Genomic DNA, 17,275 nt, shown 5'->3' on the forward strand with positions numbered 1-17,275 from the left:
GCACAGCGGCGAGCAAAGCCGGCGCGTCAGTTAACGTTGCGCCAACGTCGCTAAGTCCGCAAGCAACCGCTGTGCGCGTTCATCGGCCATTATGGCGTCGACCGGTAAATACCACCAGTTTGCGGCGGCGAAATCGCGACATTTCACCGCGTCTTTCTCGGTCATTAGCAGCGTCTGCCCGGTGGTTACCAGGGCGGCGACATCGGCCTGGCTCAGCGCCTGATGGTCTGCCAGCGCCACGGTTTTGACCGGCTGGACGCCACAGCTTTCAAGGGTGGCGAAAAAGCGCGGCGGATGGCCGATGCCGGCCATCGCCACTACGTTCGTGAAAGTCGAGACATCGCGACGTTCGCCGGTAAGCAGGTTAACCGCCATCCCTGGACGCAGTTGCATCGGGATCTCCCCCGGACGCGCCACGCCGCCGTTAACGATAACCGCATCAACGCTTTGCAAGCGCGACGCCCGCTCGCGCATCGGCCCGGCAGGCAGCCACCAGCCGTTGCCAAAGCGGCGCACGCCGTCGATAACGACAATTTCTCTGTCCCGCGCCAGCTTATAGTGCTGCAACCCGTCGTCGGTCACGATAATCTGCAGATCGTGCGCGCTGAGCAGCGCTTTCACCGCGTCGCTGCGCAGCGGAGAAACCGCCACCGGCGCGCCGGTACGCTGATGAATTAACACCGGCTCATCACCCGCCTGCGCCGTACTGGTCCGGTCAGTTAATACCAGTGGGTAGCGGTCGGCTTTACCGCCGTAGCCGCGAGAGACCACCCCCACGCGAATACCGCGCTGCTGCAGCTGCTCCACCAGCCAGATCACCACCGGCGTTTTACCATTGCCGCCGGCGGTCAGGTTACCGACCACCACCACCGGCACCGGCGCGCGCCAGGCTTTTTGCCACCCCAGCTGATAGCTGAGGCGAATCACCGCGCTCACCAGGCCATACAGCCAGGAGAGCGGCAGCAGCAGGCGCCACAGCGGCGATTCCCCGGACCAAATGCGCGCGATCATTCGCCGAATTGCATCTTATGCAGCTGGGCGTACACGCCCTTATGTTCCAGCAGATCGTGGTGCGTTCCGCGTTCCACGATCCGCCCATCTTCAACCACCACAATTTCATCAGCCTGCTCAATGGTCGACAGACGGTGGGCGATAACCAGCGAGGTGCGGTTTTTCTGCAGCTCATCCAGCGCTGCCTGAATGGCTCGCTCGGACTCGGTATCCAGCGCCGAGGTGGCTTCATCAAGGATCAGGATCGGGCTGTTACGCAGCAGCGCACGGGCGATAGCAATACGCTGGCGCTGGCCACCGGACAGCATCACGCCATTTTCGCCGATGATCGTATCCAGACCATTGTCCATCTTGTTGATGAAGTCCATGGCATAGGCCATCCGCGCGGCCTCTTCAATCTGCTCGCGGCTGTACTCTTCGGTACGGGCATAGGCGATGTTGTTGGCGACAGTATCGTTGAACAGATGCACGTTCTGTGAAACGAGTGCCACCTGGTCGCGCAGCGAGCTCAGCTTGTACTCGCGCAGGTCGTGACCATCCAGCAGGATCTGCCCGTCGTCAACATCGTAGAAGCGGGTGATCAGGCTGGCAATGGTCGATTTACCCGACCCTGAGCGCCCCACCAGCGCGACGGTTTTCCCTTCCGGGATATCGAGATTGATATTGCGCAGCGCGGCCACTTCGCGCCCCGGATAGGTGAACGTGACGTTCTCAAACTTGAGATTGCCTTTGGCCCGCTCAATGACCCGCGTACCTTCGTCTTTTTCCTGCTCGGAATCGAGGATCGCAAACAGCGTCTGGCACGCCGCCATCCCACGCTGGAACTGGGCATTGACGTTGGTCAGCGACTTCAGCGGGCGCATCAGCGCAATCATTGAGGAGAAGACCACGGTAATGGTCCCGGCGGTCAGGGTGTCCATTACGCTCGGGAAGCTGGCGGCATACAGGACAAAGGCCAGCGCCAGCGACGCGATAAGCTGAATGATCGGGTCGGAGATAGACGAGGCAGAAACCATCTTCATCCCCTGCAGACGCATTTTATTGCTGACCTTATCAAAACGTTTGGTTTCCACCTCCTGGCCACCAAACATCAGCACCTCTTTGTGCCCTTTCAGCATCTGCTCAGCGCTGGTGGTGACCTGCCCCATCGTGTTCTGCATATTCTTACTGATATTACGAAAACGCTTGGAGACCACGCGGATTGCTACCGACACGATCGGCGCCAGTACGATCAGGATCAGCGACAGCTGCCAGCTGTAATAGAACATCATCACGAACAGGCCGATAATCGATGCCCCTTCGCGGACCACGGTGATCAGCGCGCTGGAGGAAGATGAGGCGACCTGCTCAGAATCATAGGTAATGCGTGACAGCAGCGTCCCGGTAGACTGCTTGTCAAAGAAGGCCACCGGCATGCCCATCATGTGGCCGAACAGGCGACGACGCATGGTCATCACGACTTTGCCGGAAACCCAGGAGATACAATAGCTCGAGATGTAGCTGGTGATCCCACGCAGCACCATCAGCCCGATAACCACCAGCGGCATCCATAGCAGCACTGAGCGATCCGTTTTACCAAAACCATCATCCAATAACGGTTTAAGAAGCGATAACATGAAGGTGTCACTGCCCGCGTTAAGCACTAACGCCACCGCCGCGACGATTAGCCCGGCTTTAAACGGTGCAATAATCGGCCAAAGTCGGCGGAAGGTCTGCCACGTGGAGAGATCTTTATCGTTCTGCATTCAATAAACCAGCTTGTGTTGAAATAGCCGCATATTCTACCCGTTATCGGCGGGCGCGCCAAACCACTGATGATACCAACGTGGTAAAACTTGATCCCGTAAGCTATGGATTTGCCACCCTTCTGCGGAAAAAACCACCGTTATCTGTCCCTGCTGCGGCGTGGCGAACCAGCGATACCCCCGCTGGCGATAGCGCTGAACCACCTTGTACGAGGGCATCCGCCACGCATTGTAGCGCGAAGCGGATGCCAGCGCGGCCGCACCCTCTACCCGGCGGACCAGCAATTCGCTGGAGGAGGTGTTGCTACCGTGGTGGGGAACCTGGATAAGTGTAGACGTCAGATGCTGCCAGTAACGGCTGATCATCGCCTGCTCCGCCTGACGTTCTATATCGCCGGTGAGCAGGATGCTGGAGCGACCATCATCGATGCGCACCACGCAGGAGTGATTATTACCCTTTGCCGTGCTGCCCGGCAGCGGCCACAGGGCCTGGAAGTTGAGTCCCTGCCATTGCCAGCGCTCACCGCGATGGCACGGCAGATGACGCGTCCAGCCTAAAGGGCTGCGCACCCACGCCTGCGGCCATGCCTGCCGCACTGAATTAAGGCCGCCGCGATGATCCAGATGCTCGTGGCTTAGCACAATGCCCTGCAGCTGCAGATGATGCCAGCGCAGCCACGGGATAATCACCTGCTGACCGCTGTCGCCCTGCGGCCATGCTGGCCCGGTATCATAGAGGAGCGCCTTGCCGTGACGTTCGATAACCATCGCCAGCCCCTGCCCGACATCCAGCATCGTCACCCGCCATTCGTCCGCGGGAAACGGCCTCCAGAAGGGCCGCATCAGCAGGAGCAGTACGCTCAGACACAGGGCCGGGAAATGCCGCCAGCTCTGAAAACGCCAGCCCATCACCAGCAGCCACGGCAGGCTACTGATCCAGAGCCAGCGGGCGTCCAGCGGTAGCCAGCCGTCCGGTAAATGTCGTAATCCCCAGAACAGCAGCGCCAGCACGCGATCGGCCGCCAGCCAGAGCAGCGACTCTACCATCCCCGGTCCCGTGAGATGCAGCAGCATCGCGCCGAGAATAAGCGGCACCGCCAGCAGGGTCACCAGAGGTACCGCCAGCAAATTGGCGGCCATGGACGTCAGGCTGACGCCATGGAAGAGCAGGAGCTGGAGCGGCATCAGCAGCAGCGTCACGCCAGCCTGCAAATGAACGAGGGCGAACAGTGCCTTCCATGGCCAACGCCTGTGGCCAACAGGAAACGGTACCCACTGAAACCAGAAGATCAGCCCCGCCACGGCGAAAGCGGATAGCCACAGGCTTTGCGACAGCACCGCCAGCGGGTCGGTAACGAGTATCGCCCCCAGACAGCAGAGCCACACCTGCCACGCCGTCCAGCGCTGGCCCGACAAGCGTAAGGCACAGCACACGCCCAACCCTACGCAGGTGCGCAGCGCCGGCGGCTGCATGCCGGTCAGCCAGGCATAGCCGACGGCGCCGGCCAGCCCGGCCAGCAGCGGCAACCGCCAGCCGATCCAGCGGCCCGGTAGAATATACTGCACGCCGCGCAGCAGGAGCACGATAAGGGAAGCCGCGAGGGCGATATGGAGACCAGAGATGGCCATCAGATGGGAGGTGCCCGTGTTCTGCATCAGGACCTTAATCGCCGTCGGCAGGGTCAGTCGCTCCCCCATCCCTAATCCCAGCATCACCGCACGCCAGGGATAAGGCTCCAGACGCCGGGTCAACGACGCCAGGTAGCGGGCGCGCAGGCTGCAGCGGGGATCCAGCGCGGAAGCTGCAACAATCCCCCCGCTCAGCGGCCGGTGCTGCGCCAGCGCATAACGCTGGCTGTCGAAGCCCCCGTGGTTGAGCTGCCCGTGCACCGGGCGCAGGCGCAGCGTCATCAACCAGTGCTGACCCGCACAGGCGGGCGCAGGTGTAAGTTCCCCGTACAGCGTCACGCCCACCGGGGGAAACAGGTAGCGGCCCGCCAGGCGCACAATCTGACCACGGTGCAGGGCCTGGCCATCCGTCTCGCTGAGGATCACTTCCGCCTGCCGGATGGCGCCGGTAAGGTGCCGCGTCGGCCACAGCGCCTGATGCGCGCTCAATACTCCCCAGATCATCAGCAGAAGCGTCATCGCCACACAAGCCATGGCCGTTCCGCGCAGGCGGGTCAGCAACAGCGCCGCAAGGCACGCGCTCGCCAGAACGTGCGGGCCCGGCAAGACGGGTAGCCAGAGTAGCGGCAGCATCGCGATGCTGGCGCATCCGGCAAGCCATGGTAGACGCATAAACACCTCCCTGTGAGCAGGCAGTGTTACGCAAAGCGACGGTGGCGTCCCGCCGCTGAATTCAGGCGTGCGTAGCGCCTTCCAGACAATCGTATCTGTTGCAGTCAGGCACGGTTTTTTTGCGAAGCTGGAGGTAAATCGCGGACACAAAAAAAGCACCCGCAGGTGCTTTTTTTATCATCAGGCAGGTTGCACGTCGTGCAACTTACTCTTCATAAATATTGGCGCGGTCACGTAATTCTTTCCCGGGCTTAAAGTGCGGAACGTACTTACCTTCCAGTTCGACTTTATCACCAGTTTTCGGGTTACGTCCGGTGCGAGGTGCTCGATAGTGCAGAGAGAAGCTGCCGAAACCGCGGATTTCAATGCGCTCACCTTGAGCAAGCGTTGAGGCCATATGTTCCAGCATTTCTTTAACAGCATCTTCCACCGCTTTCGCCGGAATGTGAGATTGCTGGCTGGCAAGTCTTTCAATCAATTCTGACTTGGTCATTATTCCTCCGGTTTCCTTCAAGGCAAAAATTAGCTAACAGCTTAAACAAGGGCGGCCGTAGCCGCCCTTTGTGCTTGATTACAGGACGAATCCTGCAATCTGTCAAGTAAACTCGTCACTATTCAGGTTGTTATTACCTGAATGACAAAGATTACTCGCCTTTCGCTGCTTTGAACGCTTCAGCCATAGCGTTGTTGGAGAAGTTCGCGTCTTCCTGCTTGTTCACGGTAGCGATAGCGTCTTTTTCTTCCGCTTCGTCTTTCGCACGTACAGACAGGCTCACTACGCGGTTCTTACGATCCACGCCGGTGAATTTCGCTTCAACTTCGTCGCCAACGCTCAGAACCAGAGTTGCGTCTTCAACGCGGTCACGGGATGCTTCAGAAGCACGCAGGTAACCTTCTACGCCGTCAGCCAGTTCTACGGTTGCGCCTTTAGCGTCAACTGCAGTGACTTTACCAACAACGATAGCGCCTTTCTTGTTCAGAGCAACGTAGTTGTTGAACGGATCTTCCGCGAGCTGTTTAACGCCCAGGGAGATACGCTCACGCTCTGCGTCAACCTGCAGAACAACTGCTGCGATTTCGTCGCCTTTTTTGTATTCACGAACTGCTTCTTCGCCTGCAACGTTCCAGGAGATGTCAGACAGGTGAACCAGGCCGTCGATGCCGCCGTCCAGGCCGATGAAGATACCGAAGTCAGTGATAGACTTGATTTTACCTTCAACACGGTCGCCCTTGTTGTGGGTTTCCGCGAACTGCTGCCATGGGTTAGATTTGCACTGCTTCAGACCCAGGGAGATACGACGACGCTCTTCGTCGATATCCAGAACCATCACTTCCACGACGTCGCCAACGTTAACAACTTTGGACGGGTGGATGTTTTTGTTGGTCCAATCCATTTCGGAAACGTGAACCAGGCCTTCAACGCCTTCTTCGATTTCAACGAAGCAGCCGTAGTCGGTCAGGTTGGTCACGCGACCGGTCAGTTTGGTACCTTCCGGATAACGTTTAGCGATAGCTACCCACGGATCTTCGCCCAGCTGTTTCAGGCCCAGGGATACACGGGTACGCTCGCGGTCGAACTTCAGCACTTTAACAGTGATTTCGTCGCCAACGTTTACGATTTCGCTCGGATGCTTAACGCGTTTCCAGGCCATATCGGTGATGTGCAGCAGGCCGTCAACGCCGCCCAGATCAACGAATGCACCGTAGTCAGTGAGGTTCTTAACGATACCTTTGACTTCCATGCCTTCCTGCAGGTTTTCCAGCAGCTGATCGCGCTCTGCGCTGTTTTCGGATTCGATAACGGCACGACGAGAAACAACAACGTTGTTACGCTTCTGGTCCAGCTTGATGACTTTGAACTCAAGCTCTTTGCCTTCCAGGTGCAGCGTGTCGCGCACCGGACGAACGTCTACCAGGGAACCCGGCAGGAACGCACGAATACCGTTCAGCTCAACAGTGAAGCCACCTTTAACTTTGCCGTTGATAACACCGGTAACAGTTTCAGCGTCTTCGTAAGCTTTTTCCAGCGTGATCCAAGCTTCGTGACGTTTAGCTTTCTCACGGGACAGCAGAGTTTCACCGAAGCCGTCTTCTACTGCATCCAGAGCAACGTCAACTTCGTCACCAACCTGGATTTCCAGCTCGCCCTGGGCGTTTTTGAACTGCTCAGCCGGGATGGCGGACTCAGATTTCAGACCGGCGTCAACCAGTACTACGTCTTTGTCGATAGCAACAACAACACCACGAACGATGGAACCCGGGCGGGTTTCGATTTCTTTTAAGGATTCTTCAAACAGTTGAGCAAAAGATTCAGTCATGTTTAATCTTCAGGTTAATATTAACGTCCACCTGGCTCCGTGCCGGATGGGGTTGTTTCACATACCCGCTGACCATCCATTGCCGCGGGGTACTGCTATAATTCGGAGGCTTCGGCGCGCTACCGGTTAAGGCTCACGCAACGGCCAATTTTTCGCGCGCATATTGTAGCGCTTTTTCAATCACTTGCTCAATGTTTAGTTCTGTTGAATCGAGAACTAATGCATCGGCAGCCGGGACAAGCGGCGCCACGGCGCGATTTCGGTCGCGATCGTCACGCTCTTTTATCTCGGACAAAAGACGTTCAAAGTTAACATCAAAGCCCTTTTCCTGCAACTGCCGCATGCGGCGATGCGCCCGCTCATCGGCCGAGGCATCGAGGAAAATTTTCACCGGCGCGTCCGGGAAAACCACCGTGCCCATATCGCGCCCGTCGGCGATGAGCCCCGGCAGTTCACGGAAAGCACGCTGGCGGCGCAGCAGCGCTTCGCGAACGCGTGGGAAAGCGGCCACTTTCGAGGCGGCATTGGCGACCTCCTGAGTGCGAATTTCTCCGCTGACATCTTCCCCTTCCAGCACCACTTCCAGGGTGCCGTCAGTAGAAATAAAGCGCACGTCAAGATGGGCCGCCAGGGGCACCAGCGCCTCTTCGGACTCTACGTCAACATGATGATGCAGCGCCGCCAGCGCCAGAACGCGGTAGATCGCGCCTGAATCTAACAGATGCCAGCCCAGCGCTTCCGCCATTGCCTTGCACAACGTACCTTTACCCGCACCGCCAGGCCCATCAATGGTGATTACCGGAATATTCGCCGTCATCTTTTTCTCCTTCAGCAAGGCGCATGGAATATAAACGCCGCGCATTATACGCATCAATACGCCGGAAAGTGAGCATTGCTTGTAAATTACGGACTACAGGAAATGAAAAGCAGAAGTTTTGCGCAATTATAGCGGGCTGACAGGACATCAGCCCGCGGGATGACAAAGTTTTACTCAGGCGAGGGTACTGATCCGCGCCAGTTGCTCAAAATAGTCCGGGAACGTTTTGGCCGTACATTTGGGATCAAGGATGGTCACCGGCGTATCAGACAGCGCCACCAGCGAGAAGCACATCGCCATCCGGTGGTCGTTATAGGTGCCGATTTCAGCATATTTCAACTTTGCCGGCGGGGTGATGCGAATATAATCTTCACCCTCTTCCACCTCGGCGCCCACTTTACGCAACTCGGTCGCCATGGCGAACAGACGGTCCGTCTCTTTGACCCGCCAGTTGTAGATATTGCGCAGCGTAGTGGTCCCTTGCGCGAACAGCGCGGCGGTAGCGATGGTCATCGCCGCGTCCGGGATATGGTTCATATCCATATCGATAGCCTTGAGCTCGCCGCGGGTGCAGGCGATAAAATCGTCGCCCCAGGTCACGGTAGCGCCCATTTTCTCCAGGACGTCGGCGAAACGGATATCGCCCTGTACACTGCCGCGGCCGATACCGGTGACTTTTACCGTGCCGCCCTTAATGGCGCCAGCGGCGAGGAAATACGAGGCCGAGGAAGCATCGCCTTCCACCAGGTAATCCCCTGGCGACTGATACTGCTGCTTGCCGCGCACCACAAAACGCTGATAAGACTGATTGTCCACCTCAACGCCGAAGGTTTTCATCAGGTGCAGCGTAATGTCGATATAGGGTTTCGACACCAGATCGCCCTTAATGGCGATCACGGTATCCTGCGGCGCCAGCGGCGCGGTCATCAGCAGCGCGGTCAGGAACTGACTGGAGACGCTGCCGTCAACCTCGACGTTCCCGCCCTGAAAACCGCCGCGCAGGCGCAGCGGTGGATAATTTTCCTGCTCAAGATAGTCGATCTGAGCGCCGCCCTGACGCAGGGCATCCACCAGATGGCCGATCGGGCGCTCTTTCATCCGCGGTTCGCCGGTCAGCACAATATCGTTGCTGCCAAGGCACAGGGCCGCCGCCAGCGGACGCATCGCGGTTCCGGCGTTGCCGAGGAACAGCTCCAGCGCCGCAGCAGCGCGCAGCGGGCCGCCGTTGCCGGTCACTTCGCAGCGGGTGCGGTCGGCAGATAGGGTATATTGAACCCCCAGCGCACTCAGGGCATTCAGCATATGGCGCACATCGTCGCTGTCCAGCAGGTTGGTCAGCACCGTCGTGCCGCGGGCCAGAGCGGCCAGCAGCAGCGCGCGGTTGGAGACGCTTTTCGAACCTGGCAGGTTCACGGTGCCCTCTACGCGTGCGATGGGTTGTAACGTCAGGGATTCCATCAAACTTCACTCTCAAACAAACAGAATAAAAACCCCGCAGACAGGCCGCGGGGAGGAAGAAAGAAACAGGCGATTAACCGTGGCGGCGTTCGAAGTCCAGCATAAAGTCGGTTAACGCCTTCACGCCGTCCAGCGGCATCGCATTGTAGATGGAGGCGCGCATGCCGCCCACCACGCGGTGGCCCTTCAGCGCGTGCAGCCCGGCGGCAAACGACTCTTCGAGGAACAGTTTGTCCAGTGCGCTGTCCGCCAGCTGGAACGGCACGTTCATGCGTGAGCGGTTGGCTTGCGCCACATCGTTACGGTAGAACCCGCTGTTATCGATAACGCCATAAAGCAGTTCGGCTTTCTGCTGGTTGATTTTATCCATCGCAGCGACGCCGCCCTGCTGTTTCAGCCACTTAAACACCAGACCAGCCAGATACCAGGCGAACGTCGGCGGCGTGTTAAACATCGAGTCGTTCTCGCTTAACACGGTATAGTCGAGGATCGACGGACAGGCCACGCTGGCTTTGCCCAGCAGATCTTCACGCACGATGACCAGCGTCAGCCCTGCCGGGCCAATATTTTTCTGCGCGCCGGCGTAGATTACACCGAAGCGGTTGACGTCAATTTCGCGGGACAGAATGGTGGAGGAGAAATCAGCAGCGACGATGACGTCGTCGCCGAAATTCGGCGTATCATCAATCGCGATACCGTCAATGGTTTCGTTCGGGCAGTAATGCAGATAGGCCGCGCCCGGCGTCAGCTGCCACTCGCTCATCGGCGTAACAGCTCGCTTGCCATCGACAGTGATTTTCGCGTCGATGACGTTAGGCGCGCAGTATTTCTTCGCCTCTTTGACCGCGCTGGCGGCCCAGTAGCCGGCGTCCACATAGTCAGCGACGTTTTTATCGCCGAGGATGTTCAGCGGGATCCCCGCGAACTGGCCGCGGCCGCCGCCGTGGCAGAACAAAACTTTATAGTTGGAAGGGATATTCAGCAGAGAGCGGAAGTCCTGTTCTGCCTCTTCTGCCACCTGGATAAACTCCTTACCACGGTGACTGATCTCCATGACCGACGTACCCAGACCGTGCCAGTCGCACAGTTCTTGCTGAGCCAGTTTGAGTACTTCCGCCGGCAGCATTGCCGGGCCCGAACTGAAGTTATAGACCTGAGCCATTTCCCCTCACCACGTTGCTATGTTGTTTTGCCCGCGAACCGCCGCGGGCATAAGTTATTCCTGTGGCTATCGGTTTTATCATTCAGTGACACGGTCCGCAATGGCTAAAACTCGCCGACGGTAAAACGCGGCCACCGTCACACAACAGAATCTATCGGCTTGACGTAATAAAACCGACATATTTGCTGTCAGGTGAGTCGTTTCGCTCGGCTGGCCTTCGACCATTCTGCATTTGCGCAGCGGGAACATATTCGCTTTTCTCCCGCCTGCATCGCCATCACGATGCTGCAGCGTACGCAGGCATAGATCCCCTCCTGCGGAATCGTGGTGTAACGCGCAGTACAGTGGGTAGGCAGGATAGACAACCCCGCTCTGACCTCTTCATCCGGATAATAAAACACGCTGATCTGCCCGTTGGTTTCAAGGATCGCCAGCCGGACCTGGCCAAGCTGCTCGACGCTGTTGACCCGCAGCTCCATAAAGAATTCGAATTCGGTCATGTTTTCCGCATGCAGCTTCTCCCACGCCAACTGCCCCTCCTCGACCACCACGATAGGTTTACCTTCCAGGAGATCCTCCAGCTTTTCGCTGTGCCCCATCAGCCACATGATGCCGCGATACAGCAGCGCCAGCGTGATGAAGACCACCAGCACCGGCAGTAGCGGTACATCGTCATAAAACGCCACGTCCCCTGCCGCCGAACCGAGGGTCAGAATAATCAACACCTCGAACAGCGACATCTGCCGCACGCCGCGCCGTCCGGTAATCTTGAGGAAAATAAAGACCAGAACGAAGGTATAGAGGCTGCGCAACGCCACCTCGGCAAGAAACTCCACCGGCACTTTATCGAGCGCCATCCGCTGCCAGTCAAAGGCTTTCATCTATCATCTCCCTGTGGGTCATAAGTTGCCTCTAAGCATAGCCAGATGATGGAGATAGCACCTGTCAGATAAAAGCCGTATCATTGCGCGCTTTCCGTACGACAAAAGTGATCGCCATGACCCAAACGTTTATTCCCGGCAAAGATGCCGCCCTGGAAGATTCCATCGCTCGCTTCCAGCAGAAATTGCTCGACCTCGGATTTGATATCGAAGAGGCCTCGTGGCTGAACCCGGTGCCGCACGTGTGGTCCGTTCACATTCGCGATAAAGAATGCGCGCTGTGCTTTACCAATGGTAAAGGCGCCACCAAAAAGGCAGCCCTGGCCTCCGCGCTGGGCGAATATTTCGAGCGCCTGTCCACCAACTATTTCTTCGCCGACTTCTGGTTAGGCGACACTATCGCTAATGGCCCGTTTGTTCACTACCCGAACGAAAAGTGGTTCCCGCTGACCGAAAACGACGATGTCCCGGAAGGTCTGCTGGATGCCCGTCTGCTCGCGTTCTACGATCCGGACGATCAGCTGACCGCCAGCATGCTGGTGGATCTGCAGTCAGGGAACGATGAGCGCGGCGTATGCGGCCTGCCCTTTACCCGCCAGTCCGACGGCGAAACCGTCTATATTCCGATGAATATCGTTGGCAACTTGTACGTATCCAACGGTATGTCTGCAGGGAATACCCCGAATGAAGCACGCGTGCAGGGCCTGTCAGAGGTCTTTGAACGTCACATAAAAAACCGCATCATCGCAGAGAGCATCAGCCTGCCGGAGATCCCGGCGGAAGTCATGGCGCGCTATCCTGGCGTCGTGGAGTCGATCGCAAAACTTGAAGCCGAAGGCTTCCCGATTTTCGCCTACGATGGTTCGCTGGGCGGCAAATACCCGGTTATCTGCGTCGTGCTGTTTAACCCGACTAACGGCACCTGCTTCGCTTCCTTTGGCGCCCACCCGGACTTCGGCGTGGCGCTGGAGCGTACGGTCACAGAACTGCTGCAGGGTCGCAGCCTGAAAGACCTTGATGTCTTTACGCCGCCGACCTTTGATGACGAAGAAGTCGCCGAGCACGCGAACCTCGAAACCCACTTCATCGACTCCAGCGGCCTGATCTCCTGGGATATGTTCAAGCAGGATGCCGACTATCCGTTCGTTGACTGGAGTTTCTCCGGCACCACCGAAGAAGAGTTCGCCACCCTGATGGCCATCTTCAAGGCCGAAGATAAAGAAGTGTACATTGCCGACTACGAGCATCTGGGCGTTTACGCCTGCCGTATCATCGTTCCGGGCATGTCGGATATTTATCCGGCAGAAGACCTGTGGCTGGCAAACAACAGCATGGGCGCCCATCTGCGGGACACCATTCTGTCTCTGCCGGGCAGCGAGTGGGAAAAAGAAGATTATCTGGCGCTCATCGAACAAATGGATGACGAAGGCCTGGATGATTTCACCCGCGTTCGCGAACTGCTGGGCCTTGCCACCGGGAAAGACAACGGCTGGTATACCCTGCGCGTCGGCGAGCTGAAAGCGATGCTGGCCCTGGCTGGCGGCGATCTGGAACAGGCGCTGATCTGGACCGAATGGACCATGGAATTCAATGCCTCTGTCTTCAGCCCTGAGCGCGCAAACTACTATCGCTGCCTGCAGACCCTGCTGCTGCTGAGCCAGGAAGAGGAGCGTCAGCCGCTGCAGTATCTGAACGCCTTCATCCGTATGTATGGCGCCGATGCGGTCGAAGCCGCCAGCGCTGCGCTGAGCGGCGAAGCCCCGTTCTATGGCCTTCAGGCTGTCGACAGCGATCTGCAAGCCTTCCCGGCTCATCAGTCGCTGCTGAAAGCGTATGAAAAGCTGCAGCGGGCGAAAGCGGCGTTCTGGGCAAAATAAGCCCCCATTACGCCAACATGCTTGCCAACAACGGAGCCCGATGCGGCTCCGTTATTTTAACCTGGCGAGGGAGCCACTATAGTTTGTAGTTGTAAAGTTAATTAATAGTAAATATCGCACTTATATCATTTACCAATTGTTAATTTAAAATAAAATACTCCATTTTAATTAACTCAAATACTGGGGCAAAAACGAAAAAATTCAACATAACTTATAAATTTTAAAATTTATTTTCCATAAAAAATTCAAATAGTTAAGCATCAAACAAGCAAAAACCACACACTAAAAAGGCATATAGTCCCGGTGAGATATGATCTATATCAATTTCCCTTCTATAATGCTTTGTTAGTATCTCACCGCCAACTTATATAAAGAGAGAGTTAGTGTGAAAGCTGACAACCCTTTTGATCTTTTGCTCCCTGCCGCGATGGCGAAAGTCGCCGAAGAAGCAGGTGTCTATAAAGCAACGAAGCATCCGATGAAGACCTTTTATCTGGCGATCACCGCTGGCGTTTTCATCTCCATCGCTTTCGTATTCTATATCACCGCGACCACCGGCACTGCCGCGATGCCTTTTGGGATTGCCAAGCTTATCGGTGGGGTCTGTTTTTCCCTGGGTCTGATTCTGTGCGTTATCTGCGGCGCTGACCTCTTTACCTCTACTGTGCTGATCGTGGTGGCGAAAGCCAGCGGTCGAATCACCTGGGGGCAACTGGCAAAAAACTGGCTCAACGTCTATTTTGGTAACCTGGTGGGCGCACTGCTGTTTGTGCTGCTGATGTGGTTATCAGGCGAATATATGACTGCCAACGGCGGTTGGGGGCTAAACGTCCTGCAGACCGCTGACCACAAATTGCACCATACTTTTGTGGAGGCCGTGAGCCTGGGTATCCTCGCTAACCTGATGGTTTGTCTCGCCGTATGGATGAGCTATTCCGGTCGTAGCCTGATGGATAAAGCGATGATCATGGTCCTGCCGGTAGCGATGTTTGTTGCCAGCGGCTTTGAGCACAGCATCGCCAACATGTTTATGATCCCGATGGGTATCGTAATCCGCAATTTTGCGAGCCCGGAATTCTGGACCGCTATCGGTTCAACTCCGGAAAGTTTCTCACACTTGACCGTTATGAACTTCATCACTGATAACCTGATTCCGGTGACTATCGGGAACATTATCGGCGGAGGTTTGCTGGTCGGGTTGACATACTGGGTCATTTACCTGCGTGGCAACGACCATCACTAAGGGTTGTTTCAGGCAGTAAATAAAAAATCCACTTAAGAAGGTAGGTGTTACATGTCCGAGCTTAATGAAAAGTTAGCCACAGCCTGGGAAGGTTTTGCGAAAGGTGACTGGCAGAATGAAGTCAACGTCCGTGACTTTATTCAGAAAAACTACACCCCATATGAAGGCGACGAATCCTTCCTGGCTGGCGCAACTGAAGCGACCACCAAGCTGTGGGACACCGTAATGGAAGGTGTAAAACAGGAAAACCGCACTCACGCGCCTGTTGATTTTGACACTGCCCTGGCTTCCACCATCACCTCTCACGACGCTGGCTATATCGAGAAAGGTCTGGAAAAAATCGTTGGTCTGCAGACCGAAGCGCCGCTGAAACGTGCGATCATCCCGTTCGGTGGTATTAAAATGGTTGAAGGTTCCTGCAAAGCGTACAATCGCGAGCTGGATCCGATGCTGAAAAAAATCTTTACCGAGTACCGTAAAACCCACAACCAGGGCGTATTTGATGTTTACACCAAAGACATCCTGAACTGCCGTAAATCCGGCGTGCTGACCGGTCTGCCGGATGCTTACGGCCGTGGTCGTATCATCGGTGACTACCGTCGCGTTGCGCTGTACGGTATCGACTTCCTGATGAAAGACAAATACGCTCAGTTCCAGTCTCTGCAAGAAAAACTGGAAAGCGGCGAAGATCTGGAAGCGACCATCCGTCTGCGTGAAGAGATCTCTGAACAACACCGTGCACTGGGTCAGATCAAAGAGATGGCGGCTAAATATGGCTACGACATCTCCGGTCCGGCAACGACTGCTCAGGAAGCTATCCAGTGGACCTACTTCGGTTACCTGGCTGCCGTGAAATCTCAGAACGGCGCAGCAATGTCCTTCGGTCGTACCTCCAGCTTCCTGGATATCTACATCGAACGTGACCTGCAGGCCGGTAAAATCACCGAGCAAGACGCGCAGGAAATGGTTGACCACCTGGTCATGAAACTGCGTATGGTTCGCTTCCTGCGTACCCCGGAATATGATGAACTGTTCTCCGGCGACCCGATTTGGGCAACAGAATCCATCGGCGGTATGGGTGTTGACGGCCGTACTCTGGTCACCAAAAACAGCTTCCGCTTCCTGAACACCCTGTACACCATGGGGCCGTCTCCGGAGCCGAACATTACTATCCTGTGGTCTGAAAAACTGCCACTGAGCTTCAAGAAATTCGCGGCTAAAGTGTCCATCGATACCTCTTCTCTGCAGTATGAGAACGATGACCTGATGCGTCCGGACTTCAACAACGACGACTACGCTATCGCATGCTGCGTAAGCCCGATGGTTGTTGGTAAGCAAATGCAGTTCTTCGGTGCTCGTGCTAACCTCGCGAAAACCATGCTGTACGCTATCAACGGCGGCGTGGATGAAAAACTGAAAATGCAGGTAGGTCCGAAATCTGAACCGATCAAAGGCGACGTCCTGAACTTCGACGAAGTCATGGATCGCATGGATCACTTCATGGACTGGCTGGCGAAACAGTATGTCACCGCGCTGAACATCATCCACTACATGCACGACAAGTACAGCTACGAAGCCTCTCTGATGGCGCTGCACGACCGTGACGTTATCCGCACCATGGCGTGTGGTATCGCTGGTCTGTCCGTTGCTGCTGACTCCCTGTCTGCTATCAAATATGCGAAAGTTAAACCGATTCGTGACGAAGACGGTCTGGCTATCGACTTCGAAATCGAAGGCGAATACCCGCAGTTTGGTAACAACGATGCTCGCGTCGATGACATGGCCGTTGACCTGGTTGAACGTTTCATGAAGAAAATTCAGAAACTGCACACCTACCGCAACGCTATCCCGACTCAGTCTGTTCTGACCATCACCTCTAACGTGGTATATGGTAAGAAAACCGGTAACACCCCAGACGGTCGTCGCGCTGGCGCGCCGTTCGGACCAGGTGCTAACCCGATGCACGGTCGTGACCAGAAAGGTGCTGTTGCCTCACTGACTTCCGTTGCTAAACTGCCGTTTGCTTACGCGAAAGATGGTATCTCTTACACCTTCTCTATCGTGCCGAACGCGCTGGGTAAAGATGACGAAGTTCGTAAGACCAACCTGGCCGGTCTGATGGATGGTTACTTCCACCACGAAGCGTCCATCGAAGGTGGCCAGCACCTGAACGTGAACGTCATGAACCGCGAAATGCTGCTCGACGCGATGGAAAACCCGGAAAAATATCCGCAGCTGACCATCCGCGTATCTGGCTACGCCGTACGTTTTAACTCCCTGACCAAAGAACAGCAGCAGGACGTTATTACCCGTACCTTCACTCAGACCATGTAATTCCCAGTCTGACTGAAAAAGCGTACAATAAAGGCCCCACATCAGTGGGGCCTTTTTAACAAGTGATCCCCGCCCCAGCCTGCTTTGCCAGTTATCTATACTTTGGGTACCTGTCAAAACAGACTCGA

At 56.2% G+C, this 17,275-nt stretch carries 12 protein-coding genes; 3 read left to right on the plus strand and 9 right to left on the minus strand.

Annotation, left to right across the window (positions count from 1 at the left end; genetic code table 11):
• Nucleotides 1-30 precede the first annotated feature (30 nt).
• The 9 genes from lpxK to FHW76_RS05465 all read right to left on the minus strand — a co-directional run bounded on the left by lpxK (nt 31) and on the right by FHW76_RS05465 (nt 11,693).
• Nucleotides 31-1,011: a tetraacyldisaccharide 4'-kinase gene (lpxK, locus tag FHW76_RS05425; RefSeq protein ID WP_016160566.1), complete on the minus strand. Its 981-nt coding sequence runs from the start codon at nt 1,009-1,011 to the stop codon at nt 31-33.
• Nucleotides 1,008-2,756, minus strand: a complete 1,749-nt coding sequence (gene msbA / locus FHW76_RS05430; protein WP_004201387.1) for a lipid A ABC transporter ATP-binding protein/permease MsbA — start codon at nt 2,754-2,756, stop codon at nt 1,008-1,010. Before msbA ends, lpxK begins: the two co-directional genes overlap by 4 nt.
• Before the next feature lie 36 nt (nt 2,757-2,792).
• The gene (locus FHW76_RS05435) at nt 2,793-5,057 is read right to left on the minus strand and encodes a ComEC family protein (RefSeq protein ID WP_183476359.1); all 2,265 of its coding nucleotides are present in this window, start codon (nt 5,055-5,057) and stop codon (nt 2,793-2,795) included.
• Nucleotides 5,058-5,262: 205 nt separating this feature from the next.
• Entirely contained in the window at nt 5,263-5,550 is a 288-nt protein-coding gene (gene ihfB / locus FHW76_RS05440) for an integration host factor subunit beta (protein ID WP_004100704.1), read from the minus strand.
• A 151-nt stretch (nt 5,551-5,701) separates the two neighbouring features.
• Nucleotides 5,702-7,375, minus strand: a complete 1,674-nt coding sequence (rpsA, locus tag FHW76_RS05445) for a 30S ribosomal protein S1 (protein WP_002898162.1) — start codon at nt 7,373-7,375, stop codon at nt 5,702-5,704.
• Nucleotides 7,376-7,508: 133 nt separating this feature from the next.
• Complete coding sequence (gene cmk, locus FHW76_RS05450) at nt 7,509-8,192, minus strand: (d)CMP kinase (RefSeq protein WP_012542319.1); 684 nt, start codon at nt 8,190-8,192, stop codon at nt 7,509-7,511.
• A gap of 174 nt (nt 8,193-8,366) precedes the next feature.
• The gene (gene aroA / locus FHW76_RS05455) at nt 8,367-9,650 is read right to left on the minus strand and encodes a 3-phosphoshikimate 1-carboxyvinyltransferase (RefSeq protein WP_008805857.1); all 1,284 of its coding nucleotides are present in this window, start codon (nt 9,648-9,650) and stop codon (nt 8,367-8,369) included.
• Between the two features lie 73 nt (nt 9,651-9,723).
• Complete coding sequence (gene serC / locus FHW76_RS05460; protein ID WP_012542320.1) at nt 9,724-10,812, minus strand: 3-phosphoserine/phosphohydroxythreonine transaminase; 1,089 nt, start codon at nt 10,810-10,812, stop codon at nt 9,724-9,726.
• A 188-nt stretch (nt 10,813-11,000) separates the two neighbouring features.
• Nucleotides 11,001-11,693, minus strand: a complete 693-nt coding sequence (locus tag FHW76_RS05465) for a DUF421 domain-containing protein (RefSeq protein ID WP_012542321.1) — start codon at nt 11,691-11,693, stop codon at nt 11,001-11,003.
• Nucleotides 11,694-11,809: 116 nt separating this feature from the next.
• Between FHW76_RS05465 and ycaO the strand changes: the two genes are divergently transcribed.
• The 3 genes from ycaO (at nt 11,810) to pflB (ending at nt 17,147) form a co-directional block, all read left to right on the plus strand.
• Nucleotides 11,810-13,570, plus strand: coding sequence for a 30S ribosomal protein S12 methylthiotransferase accessory factor YcaO (gene ycaO, locus FHW76_RS05470; protein ID WP_012968619.1), 1,761 nt, complete (start codon nt 11,810-11,812; stop codon nt 13,568-13,570).
• Between the two features lie 385 nt (nt 13,571-13,955).
• Nucleotides 13,956-14,813, plus strand: coding sequence for a formate transporter FocA (focA, locus tag FHW76_RS05475; protein WP_008805853.1), 858 nt, complete (start codon nt 13,956-13,958; stop codon nt 14,811-14,813).
• A gap of 51 nt (nt 14,814-14,864) precedes the next feature.
• Nucleotides 14,865-17,147 (plus strand): formate C-acetyltransferase, encoded by a 2,283-nt coding sequence (gene pflB / locus FHW76_RS05480; protein WP_008805852.1) that lies wholly within the window; start codon nt 14,865-14,867, stop codon nt 17,145-17,147.
• The last annotated feature ends 128 nt before the right edge of the window (nt 17,148-17,275 follow it).

This window comes from Klebsiella sp. RC2 (assembly GCF_014192815.1).
GTDB classification, from domain to species: Bacteria; Pseudomonadota; Gammaproteobacteria; order Enterobacterales; family Enterobacteriaceae; genus Klebsiella; species Klebsiella variicola.